This is a genomic window from Actinotalea ferrariae CF5-4 (assembly GCF_000603945.1).
GTDB lineage: Bacteria > Actinomycetota > Actinomycetes > Actinomycetales > Cellulomonadaceae > Actinotalea > Actinotalea ferrariae.
The window spans coordinates 1-17562 of sequence record NZ_AXCW01000092.1; the positions used below are offsets into that span (position 1 = coordinate 1).

18 protein-coding genes and 1 pseudogene are annotated in these 17562 nt (G+C 75.3%); 15 read left to right on the forward strand and 4 right to left on the reverse strand.

From position 1 onward, the window contains the following. From N866_RS09895 to N866_RS09905, 4 genes are all read left to right on the forward strand, one after another. Positions 1–1342 (forward strand): ComEC/Rec2 family competence protein (locus N866_RS09895; RefSeq protein WP_216699424.1); only part of this gene is annotated, 1342 nt, incomplete at its 5' end. A gap of 42 nt (positions 1343–1384) precedes the next feature. Then, the gene (gene holA / locus N866_RS09900) at positions 1385–2392 is read left to right on the forward strand and encodes a DNA polymerase III subunit delta (RefSeq protein WP_034225866.1); all 1008 of its coding nucleotides are present in this window, start codon (positions 1385–1387) and stop codon (positions 2390–2392) included. 96 nt (positions 2393–2488) lie between these two features. Then, entirely contained in the window at positions 2489–2620 is a 132-nt protein-coding gene (locus N866_RS22600) for a hypothetical protein (RefSeq protein ID WP_281173227.1), read from the forward strand. 143 nt (positions 2621–2763) lie between these two features. Next, on the forward strand, positions 2764–4095 hold the full coding sequence (locus tag N866_RS09905) for a helix-turn-helix domain-containing protein (protein WP_052022798.1): 1332 nt from the start codon (positions 2764–2766) through the stop codon (positions 4093–4095). A 102-nt stretch (positions 4096–4197) separates the two neighbouring features. On the opposite strand, the gene rpsT is transcribed toward N866_RS09905, so the two are convergent. Together rpsT and N866_RS09915 are read right to left on the reverse strand one after the other, a co-directional pair. Then, positions 4198–4458 carry a 30S ribosomal protein S20 gene (gene rpsT / locus N866_RS09910; RefSeq protein WP_034225868.1) on the reverse strand — a complete coding sequence of 87 codons (261 nt, stop codon included), beginning with the start codon at positions 4456–4458 and terminating at the stop codon, positions 4198–4200. A 235-nt stretch (positions 4459–4693) separates the two neighbouring features. After that, a complete protein-coding gene (locus N866_RS09915; RefSeq protein WP_052022801.1) occupies positions 4694–5248 on the reverse strand; it encodes a type II toxin-antitoxin system PemK/MazF family toxin in 555 nt (184 codons plus the stop codon). Positions 5249–5377: 129 nt separating this feature from the next. Here N866_RS09915 and lepA point away from each other — a divergent pair, with 129 nt between their 5' ends. Both lepA and hemW read left to right on the forward strand, forming a co-directional pair. After that, positions 5378–7273, forward strand: a complete 1896-nt coding sequence (gene lepA, locus N866_RS09920) for a translation elongation factor 4 (RefSeq protein WP_034225899.1) — start codon at positions 5378–5380, stop codon at positions 7271–7273. Positions 7274–7283: 10 nt separating this feature from the next. After that, positions 7284–8522 (forward strand): radical SAM family heme chaperone HemW, encoded by a 1239-nt coding sequence (gene hemW, locus N866_RS09925; protein ID WP_034225869.1) that lies wholly within the window; start codon positions 7284–7286, stop codon positions 8520–8522. 77 nt (positions 8523–8599) lie between these two features. Here hemW and N866_RS22110 read toward each other — a convergent pair whose 3' ends face one another. Both N866_RS22110 and N866_RS09935 read right to left on the reverse strand, forming a co-directional pair. Then, on the reverse strand, positions 8600–9154 hold the full coding sequence (locus N866_RS22110) for a DUF4870 domain-containing protein (RefSeq protein ID WP_216699425.1): 555 nt from the start codon (positions 9152–9154) through the stop codon (positions 8600–8602). 196 nt (positions 9155–9350) lie between these two features. Further along, positions 9351–10196: a DUF3097 domain-containing protein gene (locus tag N866_RS09935; protein WP_034225871.1), complete on the reverse strand. Its 846-nt coding sequence runs from the start codon at positions 10194–10196 to the stop codon at positions 9351–9353. A 118-nt stretch (positions 10197–10314) separates the two neighbouring features. Between N866_RS09935 and N866_RS09940 the strand changes: the two genes are divergently transcribed. From N866_RS09940 to N866_RS09975, 9 genes and pseudogenes are all read left to right on the forward strand, one after another. Then, positions 10315–11472, forward strand: a complete 1158-nt coding sequence (locus tag N866_RS09940; protein ID WP_162177307.1) for an EAL domain-containing protein — start codon at positions 10315–10317, stop codon at positions 11470–11472. 94 nt (positions 11473–11566) lie between these two features. Continuing rightward, entirely contained in the window at positions 11567–11737 is a 171-nt protein-coding gene (locus tag N866_RS20450; RefSeq protein WP_081802528.1) for a DUF1059 domain-containing protein, read from the forward strand. Positions 11738–11889: 152 nt separating this feature from the next. Then, the gene (gene hrcA / locus N866_RS09945; protein WP_034225875.1) at positions 11890–12909 is read left to right on the forward strand and encodes a heat-inducible transcriptional repressor HrcA; all 1020 of its coding nucleotides are present in this window, start codon (positions 11890–11892) and stop codon (positions 12907–12909) included. A gap of 28 nt (positions 12910–12937) precedes the next feature. Continuing rightward, on the forward strand, positions 12938–14074 hold the full coding sequence (gene dnaJ / locus N866_RS09950; protein WP_034225878.1) for a molecular chaperone DnaJ: 1137 nt from the start codon (positions 12938–12940) through the stop codon (positions 14072–14074). Continuing rightward, the gene (locus N866_RS09955; protein ID WP_034225881.1) at positions 14071–14850 is read left to right on the forward strand and encodes a 16S rRNA (uracil(1498)-N(3))-methyltransferase; all 780 of its coding nucleotides are present in this window, start codon (positions 14071–14073) and stop codon (positions 14848–14850) included. Before dnaJ ends, N866_RS09955 begins: the two co-directional genes overlap by 4 nt. Before the next feature lie 79 nt (positions 14851–14929). Next, complete coding sequence (locus N866_RS09960) at positions 14930–15286, forward strand: HIT domain-containing protein (protein WP_034225884.1); 357 nt, start codon at positions 14930–14932, stop codon at positions 15284–15286. Positions 15287–15565: 279 nt separating this feature from the next. Next, positions 15566–16723, forward strand: coding sequence for a PhoH family protein (locus N866_RS09965; protein ID WP_081802529.1), 1158 nt, complete (start codon positions 15566–15568; stop codon positions 16721–16723). Further along, a complete protein-coding gene (ybeY, locus tag N866_RS09970) occupies positions 16720–17172 on the forward strand; it encodes an rRNA maturation RNase YbeY (RefSeq protein WP_034225887.1) in 453 nt (150 codons plus the stop codon). The genes N866_RS09965 and ybeY overlap by 4 nt, the downstream gene beginning before the upstream one ends. Then, a pseudogene (locus tag N866_RS09975) lies at positions 17169–17562 on the forward strand (HlyC/CorC family transporter); the annotation flags it as partial. The gene ybeY and the pseudogene N866_RS09975, both read left to right, overlap by 4 nt.

Genomic DNA, 17562 nt, shown 5'->3' on the forward strand with positions numbered 1-17562 from the left:
CGCCGCACGCCGATCCGCTCGGCGGCGGGGCGGGACGCTGGCCGTCACCGCCGTGCTCGCCGTCACCGCGGCCGCGCTCGCCGGCACCGTCACGACGGTGCAGACGGCCGTGCGGGAGGCGGGCGCCCTCGCCCGGCTCGCGGACGGGCAGGAGCACGTGCGGCTCGAGGGCCGGGTCCTGGGGGACCCGGTGCGGGTCGGCAGCTGGGGCGAGCGCTACCGCGTCCGCGTCAGCGCGAGCCGCGTCGACGGCCCGGGGCTCGAGGGTGACGCGGCTGCGGAGGTCCTCGTCCTGGGCGGGCAGGGGTGGGGAGCGGTCCGTCGCGGCGGCACGGTGAGCGTCGTCGGAGCGCTGACGCGGTCCCCCCGCGGGGCCGTCGCCGTCGCCGAGCTCCGGGCCGCGGGCCCCCCGGAGCTCCTGGCGTCGCCCGGTGGCGGTGCCGCGGTCGTCGAGGTGCTCCGCCGAGGGCTGCGGGACGCGACGACGGACCTGCCCGCGGACCGGCGCGGGCTGGTCACCGGCGCCGCCGTCGGCGCGACCGAGGACGTGCCGGACGGCTTGCGCCAGGCGATGCGCGACGCCGGCCTGACCCACGTGACCGCGGTGTCCGGTGCCCACTTCGCGGTGCTGGCGGTGACGGTGCTCGCGCTCGCCGGCGCCGTCCGGGCGCCCCCGGCCGTGCGTGCGGGCCTGCTCGGGCTCACCGCCCTGGGCTTCGTGCACCTCGTGCACGGCGGTGCGAGCGTCTCCCGCGCCGCCGCCGCCGCCACGGTCTGGGCGCTGGCGATCCTGCTCCGCAGGCCCGCGCGGGCGGTGCCTGCGCTGGCCGCGGGTGTGGTGGTGCTCCTGCTCGTCGACCCCTGGCTCGCGCGGTCGTTCGGCTTCGTCCTGTCGGTGGCGGCGACGGCGGCCATCGTGCTCCTGGCCCCGGCGCTCGTGGCGCGGTGCCCGCCGCCGGTGCCCCGGCCGGCGGCGACGGTCCTGGCGGTGCCGGTCGCGGCGCAGCTGGCGTGCGCCCCGGTGCTGGTCCTGCTCGACCCCGTCATCACCACCTACGCCGTCCCGGCGAACGTCCTGGCGGCGCCGGCCCTGCTCCCGGCCACCCTGCTCGGCCTCCTCGCGACGGTCCTGGCGCCGCTTGCGCCGGGCCCGGCGGAGGTCGTCGCCCGGCTCGCCGGTGTCCCGGCGGCGTGGGTCGGGCTGGTGGCGCGCACCGCTGCCGCCCTCCCGGGCGCGCGCCTGCCGTGGCTCCCGGGCGTCCCGGGTGCCCTCGCGCTGGCGCTCGTCGTGGTCGGGGGCGTCACGCTGGTCCTGCGCCGGTGGCCGCCCAGGCAGGGGTGAGCGGCAGCGGGTCGTGTCGCTGCGGCGTGGCAGGCTGGGGCCATGCCACCGGCTCCCCGCGCCGCCTCGCCCAGCCCGTCGCCCGGGATCTCCTGGGAGGAGGCCGAGCCCGCTCCGCTGGTGCTCGTCACCGGTGCCGAGACCGTGCTCGCCGAGCGCGCCGTCGACCGGGTCGTCGCCCTGGCCCGGGAGGCCGACGCCGATGTGGAGGTCACCCGGCTGGACGCCGCCGCGTACGAGCCGGGCCGGCTGCGTGTCGTGGCGAGCCCGTCGTTGTTCGCGGAGCGCCGCGTCGTCGTACTCGAGGACCTGCAGTCGGGGACGGAGGAGCTGTTCTCCGACCTCCTGGGGCACCTCGAGGACCCGGGGGCCGACGTCGTGCTCGTCCTCGTGCACGGCGGCGGCCAGCGGGGCAAGAAGGTCCTCGACGCGGTGCGTGCCGCGGGCGCCGTCCTGGTGCGGTGCGAGCCGGTCAAGCGGGACGCCGACAAGGTCGCGTTCGTGACGGCGGAGCTCCGTCGCGCCCGCCGGCGCGCGGAGCCCGCCGCCGTCCGGGCGCTGGTCGAGGCCTGCGGGAACGACCTGCGGGAGCTCGCCTCGGCGTGCCAGCAGGTCGTCGCGGACACGACCGGCGTCGTGACCGCGGACGTCGTCGCGCGCTACTACGGGGGCAGGGTCGAGGCGACCGGCTTCCGGGTGGCCGACGCGGCCGTGGAGGGCCGGTCGGGGGACGCGGTGGCCCTCCTGCGCCACGCCGTCGCCACGGGGACGGACCCGGTCCCGCTGGTGGCCGCCCTGGCGGCGAAGCTGCGCACGCTGGCCAAGGTGGCTGCCGCGCGCGGTCGGGGCCTGGACCCGGCCCGTGACCTCGGCCTCGCCCCGTGGCAGGTGGACAAGGCGCGCCGCGAGCTCCGCGGGTGGACGCCGGAGGGCCTCGCGTCGGCGATCTCCGCCGTCGCCCGGGCCGATGCCGAGGTCAAGGGCGCCGGCCGGGACCCCGTCTTCGCCGTCGAGCGCGCCGTCCTCGTGGTCGCCGCCGCGCGGGGGTGAGCCGTCGCGCGTCGGCCGCGCGGGACCGCCCGTCCGGTTGGCGCCACGCGGACGACGTGTCATAGTCAGCATGACAGTCGTCGTGAGGAGACCGCCATGAACCGCATCCTGAGGGCCGCTGCCACCGTCGTCGTCGGCCTCGGCCTCGTGGGCGCGGCCCTACCGGTGGGCTTCCTCCCCGACGCCGGCGTGACGTCGGTCGGCAGCACCGGCTGCTGCAGGAGCTGACGTGCGCGGCGCCGGGGACCGGCGCCGCTGACCGGGGCGCCGCACCGCGGCACCCCGAACGCCCGGGATGGATGAACTTTCACCCGCCCGTGGCACACTTCCCACCGGCAGGGGCCCCCGAGTCACGAATAGAGTGACCTCTTGTGACAGAACTTTCCGAGCGGATCCGCTCCGAGCGCATCCGAGCCGGGCTCTCCCAGACCGCACTGGCAGGGCACGACTTCTCGCCCAGCTACATCTCGCTCATCGAGGCGGGCCGGCGCGTCCCGACGGACAGCGCGCTCGCGGTCCTGGCCCAGCGGCTCGGGACGTCCGCGGAGTTCCTGCGCCACGGCGACAAGGCGCCCAGCGAGGAGAAGGCGCGCCTCGAGATCGGGTTCGCCCGGCTCGCGCTCGCCAACGGCGCACCTCTCGAGGCGAAGGAGCGACTCCTCGCGCTCGACCTCACGACCATCTCGCCGCGGCACCACGCGGAGGCGCTCGGCGCCCTCGCCCAGGCCCACGAGGCCCTCGGTGAGCTCAACGAGGCCGTGGCGGTCCTCGAGCCGCTCCTGGGCCGGGCCCGCGGGCAGCGCCGGTGGCTCGAGGCTGCCGCGCTCGGCAACGACCTCGTGGCGACGTACCACGAGGCGGGTGACCTGGGGCGGAGCATCGAGCTCGGCGAGAGCGTCCTGCAGGAGGTCGAGGCCGGCGGCATCGCGGGCTCGGACGAGCACCTGCGCCTGGCCTCGACGATCCTCTGGTCGTACTACGAGCGCGGGGACCTGCTCTACGCCACCCACCGCGCCGCGGAGCTCATCTCCCTCGCGGAGGCGAAGGGGACCCTGCGGGGCCGCGGCTCCATCTACTGGAACGCCTCGCTCGTCGCGGAGGCGCGCGGGGACTTCGTCGAGGCGCGGCGGCTGACCGAGCGGGCGCTCGCTTACCTCAGCGAGGGAGCGGCGAGCCGCGACCTGCCGCGGCTGCGGCTGCACTACGGCTGGCTGCTCCTGCGGTGCGAGCCGGTGGACCCCGAGGGCGCGCTCGTGCAGCTCGCGCAGGCGGCGCAGGCGCTGGCCGTCGTCGGGTCCGGGCCCGAGCAGGCGCGGTGCGCCTTCGAGGTGGGACGTGCTCACCTCATGCTGGGCGACGCCGGTCGCGCGGAGGAGGAGGCCCGGTCGGGCCTCGCGCTCCTGGACGACCAGGCCGTGCTCGACACCTGCAACGGCCGCCTGCTCCTCGGCGACGCCCTCGCGGCCAAGGGCGAGGTGCCGACGGCCCTGGAGACCTACCGGTGGGCGGCGCAGATGCTCGGCCTCATGACGGCAGCGCGTGAGGCGGCCGCCGTCTGGCGGTCGATCGGCGACCGGCTCCTCGAGCACGGCGACCTCCCCGGGGCCCTGGACGCGTACGACCGGGCGCTGGAGGACGCGGGCATCCGCTCCACGACGTTCCCGGTGGTGGCGCCCCAGGACCGCACGGAGGCCACCCGCTGACACGGGCACGCACGACGAAGGGCGTCACCCCGGGGGGTGACGCCCTTCGTCGTCGGCACTGAGGCGGTGCTGCGGCGTGGTCTCACGCCCTGCGCCGGGGAGTCAGAGCGACGCGACCTGCTTGGCGAGCGCCGACTTGCGGTTCGCGGCCTGGTTCGCGTGGATGACGCCCTTGCTGGCGGCCTTGTCGAGCTTGGTGGTGGCGCTGCGGAGGGCAGCGGCAGCCGCCTCCTTGTCACCCGCTGCCACGGCCTCGCGGACGCGACGCACGTGGGTCTTGAGCTCGGACTTCACGGCCTTGTTGCGCAGGCGGGCGACCTCGTTGGTACGGATCCGCTTGATCTGGGACTTGATGTTCGCCACGTTCAGGACTCTCTTCTGGTTTCGCCGGAGCGATCTGACAGGTCGTAGAGGGCGCGTCCGGCACCGGGACTGGGGCGTGGGGACACCCGCGGAGAGGCGCTGGACCAGTGCCCGCCGACCTGGGCGGACACGCGACCCACGAGTCTAGCAGCAGGGACCGCTCACCACGGCAGCCCGCCGGCGACCGGAGCGGCGGGGCGACGGACCGGACGAGCGGTCCCGCCACCCGCTGCGGTCACCCGCCCTGCGCGGCGAGCGCGGCCGCCACCGCGTCGAACCGGCGCCGGTCCAGGACCGCACCCTCGCGGCGCACGGTCCGGGGGTCGACCCGGACCACGCGGTCGAGGCGGACCTCGCTCGGCCGGCGGCGGCTGTCCCAGTCACCGGTCCCGAGGTCGAGCCAGGACTCACCGGGCCGGCCCGACCGGGCGTCGTGGTCGCGCGAGCTGAGGACGAGCCCGAGGAGCCACGGCCCGTCGCGTCCGACGACGAGCACGGGCCGGTCCTTGCCCCGGGTGTGGTCCTCCTCGAACGGCACCCAGGTCCACACGATCTCCCCGGGGTCCGCGTCGCCGTCGAGGTCGGGGGCGTACACCGGCCGCACCGGACCGACGTGGTCGCCCGGGTAGCCGCCGTCGGACGCCAGGCCCTGGGAGGGGGCCACGGAGCCGGGACGGCCGGACGAGGGCGCCCCCCGACGCCGCCCGCGCGCCGGCCCGTCGGGGGACCTGTCCCGGGCGGTGCCCGAGGCGGCCCGGAGGAGGGCGGTGAAGAGGTCACGGGCGCGCACGGGTCGACCCTAGACCGCGTCGTCGCCGCCCGGCCCGGGGCGGGGTGGGCGCGGCGCGCGGCGCGTCGTGGGACGATGGTCCACCCGACGCCCGTCACCGTCCCGACCAGCAGTGGAGCCCTCGCCAGCGTGTCCCCGATCCCCAGCGCCGCCCTGAGCCAGCGCATCCGGCCCGCCGCGACGCCGCCGGAGCTGCTGCGGAACTTCTGCATCATCGCCCACATCGACCACGGCAAGTCCACGCTGGCCGACCGCATGCTCCAGCTGACCGGCGTGGTCGACGCGCGCGCGATGCGCGCCCAGTACCTCGACAGGATGGACATCGAGCGGGAGCGGGGCATCACGATCAAGTCCCAGGCCGTGCGGATGCCGTGGGCGCTGGCGGGCGAGGACGGCGTGACGGTCCCGTACGCGTTGAACATGATCGACACGCCCGGTCACGTCGACTTCACCTACGAGGTCTCGCGGTCCCTCGCGGCGTGCGAGGGCGCGGTGCTCCTCGTCGACGCGGCCCAGGGCATCGAGGCCCAGACTCTCGCCAACCTCTACCTGGCGATGCAGAACGACCTCACGATCATCCCGGTGCTGAACAAGATCGACCTGCCGGCCGCCCAGCCCGAGAAGTACGCCGAGGAGATCGCCGGCCTGGTCGGCGGCGACCCCGACGACGTCATGCGCGTCTCCGGCAAGACCGGTGAGGGCGTCGAGGCGCTCCTGGACCGCATCGTCCGCCTGGTGCCGCCGCCGCAGGGTGACGCCGACGCCGCCGCCCGCGCCATGATCTTCGACTCCGTCTACGACACCTACCGGGGCGTCGTCACGTACGTCCGGGTCATCGACGGCCACCTGTCGCCCCGCGAGCGCATCGTCATGATGTCCACGCGGGCGACGCACGAGCTGCTCGAGATCGGCGTCATCTCACCGGAGGGCATCCCGACGGACGGTCTCGGCGTCGGTGAGGTCGGCTACCTCATCACCGGCGTCAAGGACGTCCGGCAGTCCAAGGTCGGCGACACGGTCACCAACGCGGGCAAGCCGGCGTCCACGGCGCTCGGCGGGTACGCCGACCCGAAGCCCATGGTCTTCTCGGGCCTGTACCCCATCGACGGCTCCGACTACCCAGTGCTGCGCGACGCGCTGGACAAGCTCAAGCTCAACGACGCCGCCCTGGTCTACGAGCCGGAGACGTCCGTGGCGCTGGGCTTCGGCTTCCGTGTGGGCTTCCTCGGCCTGCTCCACCTGGAGATCGTGCGCGAGCGGCTCGAGCGCGAGTTCGACCTGGACCTCATCTCCACGGCGCCGAACGTCGTCTACGACGTGACGATGGAGGACCGCTCGGTCGTCACGGTGACGAACCCGTCGGAGTTCCCGGGCGGCAAGATCAAGGAGGTCCGCGAGCCGGTCGTCAAGGCGACGATCCTCGCCCCGAGCGAGTTCATCGGGGCGATCATGGAGCTGTGCCAGCAGCGACGTGGCGACCTGCAGGGCATGGACTACCTGTCCGCCGAGCGGGTCGAGATGCGGTACATGCTGCCGCTCGCCGAGATCGTGTTCGACTTCTTCGACCAGCTCAAGTCGCGCACCCGCGGGTACGCCTCCCTCGACTACGAGCAGGCCGGTGAGCAGGCCGCCGACCTCGTCAAGGTCGACATCCTCCTGCAGGGCGAGCAGGTCGACGCGTTCAGCGCGATCGTGCACAAGGACAAGGCGTACGCGTACGGCGTCATGATGGCCGGCAAGCTGCGCGAGCTGATCCCGCGGCAGCAGTTCGAGGTGCCCATCCAGGCCGCCGTCGGCTCCCGGGTCATCGCGCGGGAGACCATCCGCGCCATCCGCAAGGACGTCCTCGCGAAGTGCTACGGCGGTGACATCAGCCGGAAGCGCAAGCTGCTCGAGAAGCAGAAGGAGGGCAAGAAGCGCATGAAGACCATCGGTCGGGTCGACGTGCCGCAGGAGGCCTTCATCGCCGCGCTGTCCTCGGAGGCCGCGAGCAACAAGGACGGCAAGGAGAAGGCGAAGAAGTGACGGTGGCGGCGTGAGCCCCGCGCTGCCCGACGGCGAGCCCGTCCCCGACGACGGCGCCCTCCCGGGCTGGGTCGCGGGCACCACACCGACGGCGCCCGGGTTCGGGGTCTACCTGCACGTGCCGTTCTGCACGGTGCGCTGCGGGTACTGCGACTTCAACACCTACACGGCGGCGGAGCTGGGGGGCGGGGCGAGCCAGGCCTCCTACCTGGACACGGCGCTCGCCGAGCTGCGGCTGGCGGAGCACGTCCTGGCGGAGGCGCAGCGGACCCGGGCCGTCTCCACGGTCTTCGTCGGCGGCGGGACGCCGACCGTCCTGCCCGCCGCGGACCTCGTGCGGTTCGTCCGTGAGCTCGACCGCGCATGGGGCATCGAGCCGGGGGCCGAGGTGACGACCGAGGCCAACCCCGACTCCGTCACGCCCGAGTCGCTGCGTGCCCTGGCGGACGGCGGCTTCACGCGGGTGTCCTTCGGCATGCAGTCCGCGGTGCCGCACGTCCTGGCGACCCTGGAGCGCACGCACGACCCGGCGCGCGTGCCCCTCGCGGTCGACTGGGCGCGCGAGGCGGGTCTCGCCGTGTCCCTCGACCTCATCTACGGCACACCGGGGGAGTCGCTCGAGGACTGGCGCGCCTCGGTCGAGGCCGCCGTGGCCTGCGGGGTCGACCACGTCTCGGCCTACGCGCTCGTCGTGGAGCCCGGGACGAAGATGGCCGTCCAGGTCCGTCGCGGCCTGCTCTCGCTGCCCGACGGCGACGACCAGGCGGCCAAGTACGAGCTCGCCGACGACCTGCTCTCGGCCGCGGGCCTGCACTGGTACGAGGTGAGCAACTGGTCGCGTACCGCCTCGACCGCGTGCCGGCACAACCTCGCCTACTGGCGCGGCAGCGACTGGTGGGGCTTCGGCCCGGGAGCCCACTCCCACGTCGGGGGCGGGGACCGCGCGGTCCGGTGGTGGAACGTCAAGCACCCGCGGGCCTACGCCGAGCGGCTCGAGCGCGGGCTGACGCCGGCCGCCGGGCGGGAGGTCCTGGACCGCGAGGAGGTGGCCCTGGAGCGCGTGCTCCTGGGTGTGCGCCTCGCCGAAGGCCTGCCGCTGGACGTGCTCGGCGCCGCCGGGCGGCGCGCCGTGGCCGGCCTGGTCGCGGACGGCCTCCTCGACGGGCGGGCCGCCGTCGGGGGGCGGGCGCTCCTCACCCGGCGGGGCCGGCTGCTGGCCGACGCCGTCGTCCGCGACCTCACGGACTGACTCGCCGACGGGACACAGCGAGGGCCGGCCCTGGTGGGCCGGCCCTCGCGTCCGCGGCGACCTCGCCGGGACGTCGGTCAGTTGATGATGCGGATGTTCACGGGGTAGCGGTACATCTCGCCACGGTTCGCCGTGACGGCGGCCAGGATCATGAAGACCAGGGCCGGGATGAACGCCAGGTAGAGGATCGTCCCCAGGCCCAGGGTGATCACCGAGATGATCGAGATCGCGATGGCGGCGATGACCAGCGTGATCTGGAAGTTCAGCGCCTCCTTCGCGTGCTCCTCGAGGTACTGGCCGCGGCCCTTGAAGACGAGCCAGACCACCAGCGGCACGAGGAAGGACAACCCGATGATCGGCAGGATGTGGGACAGGGTGGCCCACATCCGCTGGTCGGAGTCGCTGAGCGCCGGCTGGGTGCTGTAGCCGCCCCCGCCGTAGGCGGGGTTGCCGCCCGGGGGCGCGTAGCCCGGCGGGCTCGGGTAGCCGCCCTGCGGGGGGTAGCCGCCCTGCGGGGGACCGGCGTAGCCGCCGGCGGGAGGCTGCGCACCGGCGCCGGGAGGCGGCGGCGGGGTCGGGCCCCCCTGGTCACCCGACCAGGTCGGCTGCTCGTCCGGCGGGTTCGTGCTCATGTCGCTCACCAGCTCCTCAGGAGGTCGGCCGGCCCCGGTCGTGACGTGCCGGTGAACGCGACACTAGCGAAGCGGGCCGGTCCCGGGCAGGGGGATCTGCACCGTTCGTCACGGCGTGTCGCGAGGCCGTCCCGGCCACTGGAGCGCGGTCCGGGCACGGACGCAGCCACGGTGCCACGGACCGGCGACCCCGGGGTCAGCCGGTGACGAAGTCGATGAGCTCCTCGACCCTGCCGAGCAGGGAGGGCTCGAGGTCGCGGTAGTCCCGGACCGTGCCGAGGATCCGCTGCCAGGCGCGGGCGACGTCCGCCTGCTCGGACGCCGGCCAGCCGAGGTGCGCGAGGATCCCGCGCTTCCACTCCGTGCCGCGCTCGACCCGCGGCCAGCTGTCGAGCCCGATGCGCTCGGGCCGTACGGCCTGCCAGACGTCGACGTAGGGGTGTCCCAGCACGAGGACCGTCCCGGCCGGGGCCGCCCGCACCGCGTCCGCGGCGATACGGCTCTCCTTGGACCCTGCGACGAGGTGGTCCACCAGCACGCCCAGTCGACGGTCGCCGGACGGGGCGAAGTCCCGGACCGCCGCGGCGAGGTCGTCCACGCCGTCGAGCATCTCCACCACGACGCCCTCGAGGCGCAGGTCGTCGCCCCACACCTTCTCGACCAGCTCGGCGTCGTGCTTGCCCTCGACCCAGATCCGGCTCCCGCGGGCGACCCGGGCCCGCGCGCCGTGGACCGCGACGGAGCCCGACGCCGTGCGGGCCGGCGGCGCAGGGGCGGGCGCCCCCGCCGGGGCGACCAGCTCCACGGGCCGCCCGTCCACCCAGAAGCCCGGGCCCAGCGGGAACGTCCGGGTCCGGCCGCGCCGGTCCTCCAGGACGACGACGTGCATGCCGCCCGACTTCTCCGTCCGGACCACCGCCCCGACCCATCCGGTGCTGACGTCCTCGACGACCAGGCCGCGCTCGGCCGGCGTCCGGGGGGACGTGGGTCCCGGGGGCGTGCGCGGGCCGGCCAGGACGTCGCGTCCGTAGCGGTCGGTCATGATCGCGGTCGACTCCTCATGCCGGTCCGTCCCGTGCCGATCAGCACCGGAACCCCGGGGTGCCGGGGACCAGATCATGCCAGCGGGGGCGAGGGCGAGCCGGCAGGCAGGAGGTCGCGTGTCCGTCGTCGGCCCTACGCCTGGCACCACGAGCGCCGGCCCGATGGCGCCGGAGGACCCGGCATGGGGGCCTGCCCTGGAGCGGGCCGTCGCCGGTGAGGGCGTGTCGGTGGTCGCGCAGCCGATCGTCGACGTCGCGGGGGCGCGCGTCGCCGGCTACGAGCTCCTGTCCCGGTTCGAGGGCCCGCCGCGGGCGACGCCGGACCTGTGGTTCGAGGCGGCGCGCGCGCACGGCCTGGACGGCGCTCTGACCGCCCGGACCGTGGGCCTCATGCGCGAGGTGGCGGCGACCCGACCGGAGGGCACGTTCTGGACCCTCAACGTCGAGCCGCACCTGCTGCTGTCCCCGGAGGTGAGCGACCTGCTGCTGGCGCCGGCGCGCCTGGACGAGATGGTCGTCGAGCTGACCGAGCACGTCGGCTACGGCGAGGACCCGGGCCTGGCCCGCGTCATGGCCGCGATCCGGTCGCTCGGCGGCAGCATCGCGATGGACGACGCCGGGACCGGGTACTCGGGTCTCACGCAGATGCTCGCGGTGCGGCCCGACATCGTGAAGGTCGACCGGAGCCTCGTCTCGGGCCTGGACCGGGACCCGGTGCGGCGGGCCGCGGTCCGGCTCCTGGGCGACCTGTCGGGCCAGATGGACGCCTGGCTGCTCGCCGAGGGCGTCGAGACCCTCGCCGAGCTCGCGGAGCTCGCGGCCCTGGGCGTGCCCCTCGTCCAGGGGTGGGCGGTCGGCCGCCCCGGCCCGGGATGGCCCGACCTCGACCCCGTCGCGCGGGCCGCCCTCCTGGAGCGGGGCACGCGGGCCGGCCTCGGCCACTACGTCTTCGGCCTCGTCCGCCCGGCGGAGCTGCGGGGCTGGCCGCAGGAGGACGGGCCCGAGGACCTCCGGGCGGGGGAGGTGGTGGTCGACGACACCGGACGTCCGCGGCGCGTCGTCGTCGCCGACCCCGGCGGCGGGACGCACCTCGCGCCCGCGCTGGTCGTCTCCCCGTCCAGCCCGCCCGACGACGTCCTGCGCCGGGCGATGGCGCGGGCGGAGGAGTGGCGGCACGCGCCCGTCGTGTGCACCGACGCCCGCGGGCGCGTCATGGGCACGATCGCGGTGGTCGCGCTCGTCGACCACGTGCTCGAGCACGGCGCGGGCACGTGAGCCCCCGCCGCACAGACCTGCCGGTCCCGACCGCCACGCCGGGGCCGAGGGCCCCGGAGCGCAGGCCACGGCCCCTGACACCCTGGGAGACGACATGAAGCGGTTCCGTTGCGGCGACATCATCACCGCGTGCCCGGCGACCTTCGAGGGCAGCGAGGAGGACATCCTCGCGGCGGTCGCGCACCACGCCCACGCCGACCACGGCGTCGTCGACGTCACGCCCGAGCTGGCGTCGCAGGTCCGCGGGGCCATGGTCGCCGCCTGACCAGGACCCGACGGCAGCAGGTCCGCCGTCCCCCGGGGGCAGGGCCTCGGGGGACGGGCGCCAGGTGCGCGTCGTAGGATTGGCACTCCCGCCGCCTGAGTGCCAGGGCGGCGTCGACCAGGGCTGAGCGGCCCTCGACCGACGGAGGTGCCATGAGCGACGAGCGTCGCCTCGAGGTGCTGCGCGCGATCGTCGAGGACTACGTCCAGACGCGCGAGCCCGTGGGCTCGCGGACGCTGGTCGAGCGGCACCGCCTGGGCGTCTCGCCCGCGACCGTGCGCAACGACATGGCCGCCCTCGAGGAGGCGGGGTTCATCGCCCAGCCCCACACCTCGGCCGGTCGCGTCCCGACGGACAAGGGCTACCGGCTCTTCGTCGACCGGCTCTCGGACATCAAGCCGCTGTCCTCGCCGGAGCGCCGCGCCATCCAGCACTTCCTCGAGGACGCCGTCGACCTCGACGACGTCGTCGACCGCTCGGTGCGGCTCCTCGCCCAGCTGACGCAGCAGGTCGCCGTGGTGCAGTACCCGTCGCTCCGCCGCTCGGCGCTGCGCCACCTCGAGCTGGTGCCCGTGGGGGACCGGCGGCTGCTCGTCGTCATCATCACGGACAACGGCCGCGTCGAGCAGCGCACGCTGGACCTGGAGACGCCCGTCCCGGACCTCGTGGTGCCGGAGCTGCGCGCGCGCCTCAACGCCACGGTCGCGGGCCGGCGGCTGGTGGACCTGCCGCAGCCGCTGGAGGAGATGACCCACGCGTTCCCCGAGGGGGACCGTCCCCTCGTGCACCGGGTGATCCGGGTCGTGGAGGACACGCTGGCGGAGGCGACCGAGGAGCGCATCGTCATGGCGGGGGCCGCGCACCTGGCCCGCAGCGGCACCGACTTCCCCGGCACCATCCGTCCCGTCCTCGAGGCGCTCGAGGAGCAGGTCGTCCTGCTGCGGCTGCTCACCGAGATGGCCGAGGACTCCGCCGGGGTGGCCGTGCGCATCGGCCACGAGAACACGGTCGAGGGCCTGGTCGAGACCTCGATCGTCGCGACCGGGTACGGCGGGGACGGCGAGGCCGTCGCCCGCATCGGCTCCCTCGGGCCGACCCGGATGGACTACGCCGCCACCATCGCCCACGTCCGCGCCGTCGCGCGGTACCTGTCCCGCATCCTCGCCGGCTGACCGGCCACCCGAGCAGAGAGCGAGCCCCGTGAGCACGAACCACTACGACGTCCTGGGCGTCAGCCGTGACGCCACGCCGGACCAGATCAAGAAGGCCTACCGCCGCCTGGCCCGGGAGCTGCACCCCGACGTCGCGCAGGGCGAGGGTGCCGAGGACCGGTTCAAGGACGTCTCCCGCGCCTACGAGGTGCTCTCCAACCCGGAGAAGCGCGAGATGTACGACCGGGGTGTGGACCCGACCGCACCCGGCGGCGGGGCGGGGGGCTTCGGCGGCGCCGGGTTCGGCTTCCAGGACATCTTCGAGACGTTCTTCGGCGCGGGTCCGTCCGCCGGACAGCGCGGTCCCGTGCCGCGGGCCCGCCGCGGCCAGGACGCGCTGGTCCGCCTGGACATCGACCTCGCCGACGCGACCTTCGGTGCGCACCGCGACGTCCAGGTCGACACCGCCGTGCTCTGCCCGACCTGCCAGGGCAGCTGCTGCCGCCCCGGCACGACGCCGCGCTCCTGCGACGTCTGCGGCGGCCGCGGCGTCGTGCAGCGGGTCGCGCAGTCGTTCCTCGGTCGCGTCATGACCTCCAGCCCCTGTGCCGCCTGCCAGGGCTTCGGCACCGTGATCCCCGACCCCTGCCCCGAGTGCTCGGGCGACGGGCGCGTCCGCAGCCGGCGCACGATCTCCGTCGACATCCCCGCGGGCGTCGACACCGGCACGCGGATCAAGCTCACCGGCCAGGGCGAGGTCGGCCCGGGCGGCGGCCCCGCAGGCGACGTGTACCTCGAGATCCGCGAGCGGCCCCACGAGACGTTCGTCCGGCGTGGGGACGACCTGCACTGCACGCTGCCGGTCCCCATGACGGCCGCGGCGCTCGGCACCGTGCTGGAGCTGCAGACCCTCGACGGCCCGCGCGAGGTCGACATCCGGCCCGGCACCCAGCCGGGCCAGGTGATCCTCGAGAAGGGGCTGGGCGTCGGTCGCCTGCACACCGGGGGTCGCGGGGACCTGCACGTCCACATCGACGTCCAGGTGCCCACCCAGCTCGACGAGGAGCAGACCGAGCTCCTGCGCCGCCTCGCCGCACTGCGGGGCGAGGAGCGTCCGGCGTCCCGGCTCGCGGCCGCCGGCTCGGGCGTGTTCGCGAAGCTGCGCGACAAGCTCGCCGGTCGGTGAGCGCCCCGGTCTTCCTCACCGGGCCCGGCCTGCTCGACGCGCTCGGGCCCGGCTCGACCTACGTGCTCGAGGGGGCCGAGGGGCGGCACGCCGGCGTCGTCCAGCGACGCCGGGCGGGGGAGCGGGTCGACGTCGCGGACGGCTGCGGGGTCCGGGTCCGCTGCGAGATCGCGTCGGTCGACGCCGGGCGGCTCGTCCTCACCGTGCTGGACCGCGCCGACGAGCCCGCCCCGCGGGTCCGTCTCGCCCTCGCCCAGGCGCTGGCCAAGGGCGACCGCGACGAGCTGGCCGTGGAGTCCGCGACCGAGGTCGGTGTGGACGAGGTGGTGCCGTGGCAGGCCCGCCGGTCCGTCGTCGTCTGGCGCGGGGAGCGGGCCGCCCGCAGCCGCGCGAAGTGGGTCGCGACCGTCCGGCAGGCGACCAAGCAGTCGCGGCGGGCGTGGGTGCCCGACGTCGCCGAGCCGGTCGACACCCGGGCCCTCGTGGCGCGTGCCCACCGCACGATGGCCGACGGCGGGACCGTCGTCGTGCTGCACGAGACCGCGACCCTGCCGCTCGCCGAGGTGGCGCTGCCCGCCCCGGCCGCGGACGGGGCGCCCGCGCCGGAGGTCCTGGTCGTGGTCGGGCCCGAGGGCGGCATCGCCGAGGACGAGCTCGAGGCGCTCGCCGAGGCCGGGGCGTCGGTCGCCCGCCTCGGCCCCCACGTGCTGCGGACGTCCACCGCCGGGCCGGTCGCGGTCGCGCTGCTCGCCCAGCGGCTGGGGCGCTGGGGCTGAGCGGTGCGTCCCCGGCCTGCCTGCCGCGCGGGGTCACGGGCCTCTGACGGCCGACGAGGGTCGCGTCTAGCCTGGCCCCATGACATCGACGCCGGCCGCCCACGACTGCCTCTTCTGCCGCATCGTCGCGGGGGAGGTCCCCGCCACGGTCGTCGCGGAGACCGCGGACGCGGTGGCGTTCCGGGACCTGGACCCGCGCGCACCGACCCACGTGCTGGTCGTGCCGCGGGACCACCACGCGGACGTCGCCGACCTGGCCGCCGCCGACCCGGACCTCCTCGCGGCCCTGGTCCTGCTGGGGCGCGCGGTGGCCGAGCAGGAGTGCGGCGGGCACTTCCGCCTCGTCTTCAACACCGGCGCCGAGGCCGGGCAGTCGGTGTTCCACGTCCACGGCCACGTCGTCGGCGGGACCCGGCTGGGCTGGTCCCCGGCCTGACGGGCCGTGTCCCGATCCCGCGCGGTCGCCCTCCCCGCCGTGCGCCGAGATCGGCACCTCCGCGCGAGATCGGCAGCTGGAAGTGACGAGTTCGGCGCGAAGTGCCGAGCTCGCCGACCGGCCCTGGGGCCTCGTCGTGCGCGCGCAGGGCCCGCGCCGGGCGGCGCGACCGCCGCTCGCTACGATGGGACCGACCGTTCGCAGGGGCGACGGCACGGTGCCTCGGGGACGACCCGGGGCGCGACGCGACAGGAGACCGCAGGCCGCACGGCCGGACCCATGACCGAGACACCCGCGCGGCGTCACCGCGCCTCCACGGACGTCGAGCACCGGATCGTCGTCCCGGCACATCTGCCCGTCGTCGCCCTCCTCGGTCCCGGAGACGAGGTGCTGCGCGCCGTCGAGCGCGGGTTCCCCGCCGTCGGCATCCACGCCCGGGGCGACCAGATCACGCTCCTCGGGCCGCCCGCGGACGTCGCCCTCGTGTCGCGGCTGCTCGACGAGCTGCTCGAGGTCGCGGCGAGCGGGACCGTCCTGGACGCCGACGTCGTCGGCAGGTCGGTGCAGATGCTCACCGCTGCCACCGCGAGCCGGCCGGCGGAGGTGCTGACCCAGAACATCCTCTCCAGCCGGGGCCGCACGATCCGCCCCAAGACGGTCGGGCAGAAGACGTACGTCGACGCCATCGACCGCAACACGGTGACCTTCGGCATCGGCCCGGCGGGCACGGGCAAGACGTACCTCGCGATGGCGAAGGCCGTGCAGGCGCTCCAGGCCAAGCAGGTCAACCGGATCGTCCTGACCCGCCCGGCCGTCGAGGCCGGCGAGCGGCTCGGGTTCCTGCCGGGCAGCCTGAGCGAGAAGATCGACCCGTACCTGCGTCCGCTGTACGACGCGCTGCACGACATGGTCGACCCGGACTCGATCCCGCGGCTCATGGACTCCGGGACCGTCGAGGTGGCACCGCTGGCCTACATGCGCGGGCGCACCCTCAACGACGCGTTCATCATCCTCGACGAGGCGCAGAACACCTCGACCGAGCAGATGAAGATGTTCCTCACCCGCCTCGGTTTCGGGTCGAAGGTCGTCGTCACCGGCGACGTCACCCAGGTCGACCTGCCGGGCGGCACGACGTCGGGCCTGCGTGTCGTCGAGGACATCCTGGACGGCGTCGACGACGTCGCCTTCTGCCGGCTGACGTCCGAGGACGTCGTCCGGCACCGTCTCGTCGGCGAGATCATCGACGCGTACGCCCGCTGGGACACCGTGACCCGGGACGACGCGGACGGGCACCGTGACCGCCCGCGTCGGGCCGGCGAGCGTCCGTCCCGCATGGGCCGGTCCTCGCGGCCGGGCCGGGCCGTCCTGCCGGGGCCGTCGCCCGCCCCCGACGACGACGCACCGGCGCCCGGGTCCACGCAGGAGGAGCAGGAGTGAGCGTCGAGGTCAACAACGAGTCCGGCCACGTGGTCGACGAGGCGGAGTTCGCCGCCCTCGGACGGCACGTCCTGGACGCGATGCACGTGCACCCGCAGGCGGAGCTGTCGATCCTGCTGGTCGACACCGACGTCATGACGGACCTGCACGTGCAGTACATGGACGAGCCCGGCCCCACCGACGTGCTGTCGTTCCCCATGGACGAGCTGCGGCCCGGTGTCGAGGGCGACCCGAGCCCCGCGGGCCTGCTGGGCGACGTCGTGCTGTGCCCCGAGGTCGCCGCGAAGCAGGCCCGGGAGGCCGGGCACTCCACGGAGGAGGAGCTGCTCCTCCTGACGACCCACGGGATCCTGCACCTGCTGGGCTACGACCACGCGGAGCCAGAGGAGGAGAAGGAGATGTTCGCCCTCCAGCGACGTCTGCTCCTCACCTTCCTCGCCGGACGATGACCGGCCTGCCCGACGCGGTCCCCGCCCTCCTGGCGCTGCTCGCGGTCGTCACGCTCGTCCCCGCCGTCCTCCTGAGCGCCGGCGAGGCGGCCCTGCCGAGGCTCGGTCGCTCCGGCATGGTCGAGCTGGCCGTCGTGGACTCCCGGCTCGGCCGCCGCGTCAACCGGCTCCTGTCCGACGTCCACGGAGCGGTGGCGGCGTCGGCGTGGTCGCGCGTCGGTCTCGAGGCCGTCGCCGTCGTCGCGCTGACCCTCGCGCTCGTGACGGCCGGGCTGGCGTGGTGGACGACGCTCCTCGTGGCCGCGGGCGTCGCCGTCGTCGTCGGCCTGCTCGTCGTGCGCTTCCTGCCGCGGTCGCTCGCCCGGCGCCACCCGCGCGGCGCGGTGCGCG

Excerpts from the sequence above, each read along its gene's own strand:
- hrcA (WP_034225875.1), top strand. The coding sequence starts at position 11,890 with ATGAGCGACGAGCGTCGCCTCGAGGTGCTGCGCGCGATCGTCGAGGAC.
- N866_RS09965 (WP_081802529.1), top strand. The coding sequence starts at position 15,566 with ATGACCGAGACACCCGCGCGGCGTCACCGCGCCTCCACGGACGTCGAG.
- N866_RS22110 (WP_216699425.1), bottom strand. The coding sequence starts at position 9,154 with ATGAGCACGAACCCGCCGGACGAGCAGCCGACCTGGTCGGGTGACCAG.
- N866_RS09960 (WP_034225884.1), top strand. The coding sequence starts at position 14,930 with ATGACATCGACGCCGGCCGCCCACGACTGCCTCTTCTGCCGCATCGTC.
- N866_RS22600 (WP_281173227.1), top strand. The coding sequence starts at position 2,489 with ATGAACCGCATCCTGAGGGCCGCTGCCACCGTCGTCGTCGGCCTCGGC.
- holA (WP_034225866.1), top strand. The coding sequence starts at position 1,385 with ATGCCACCGGCTCCCCGCGCCGCCTCGCCCAGCCCGTCGCCCGGGATC.
- N866_RS09935 (WP_034225871.1), bottom strand. The coding sequence starts at position 10,196 with ATGACCGACCGCTACGGACGCGACGTCCTGGCCGGCCCGCGCACGCCC.
- N866_RS20450 (WP_081802528.1), top strand. The coding sequence starts at position 11,567 with ATGAAGCGGTTCCGTTGCGGCGACATCATCACCGCGTGCCCGGCGACC.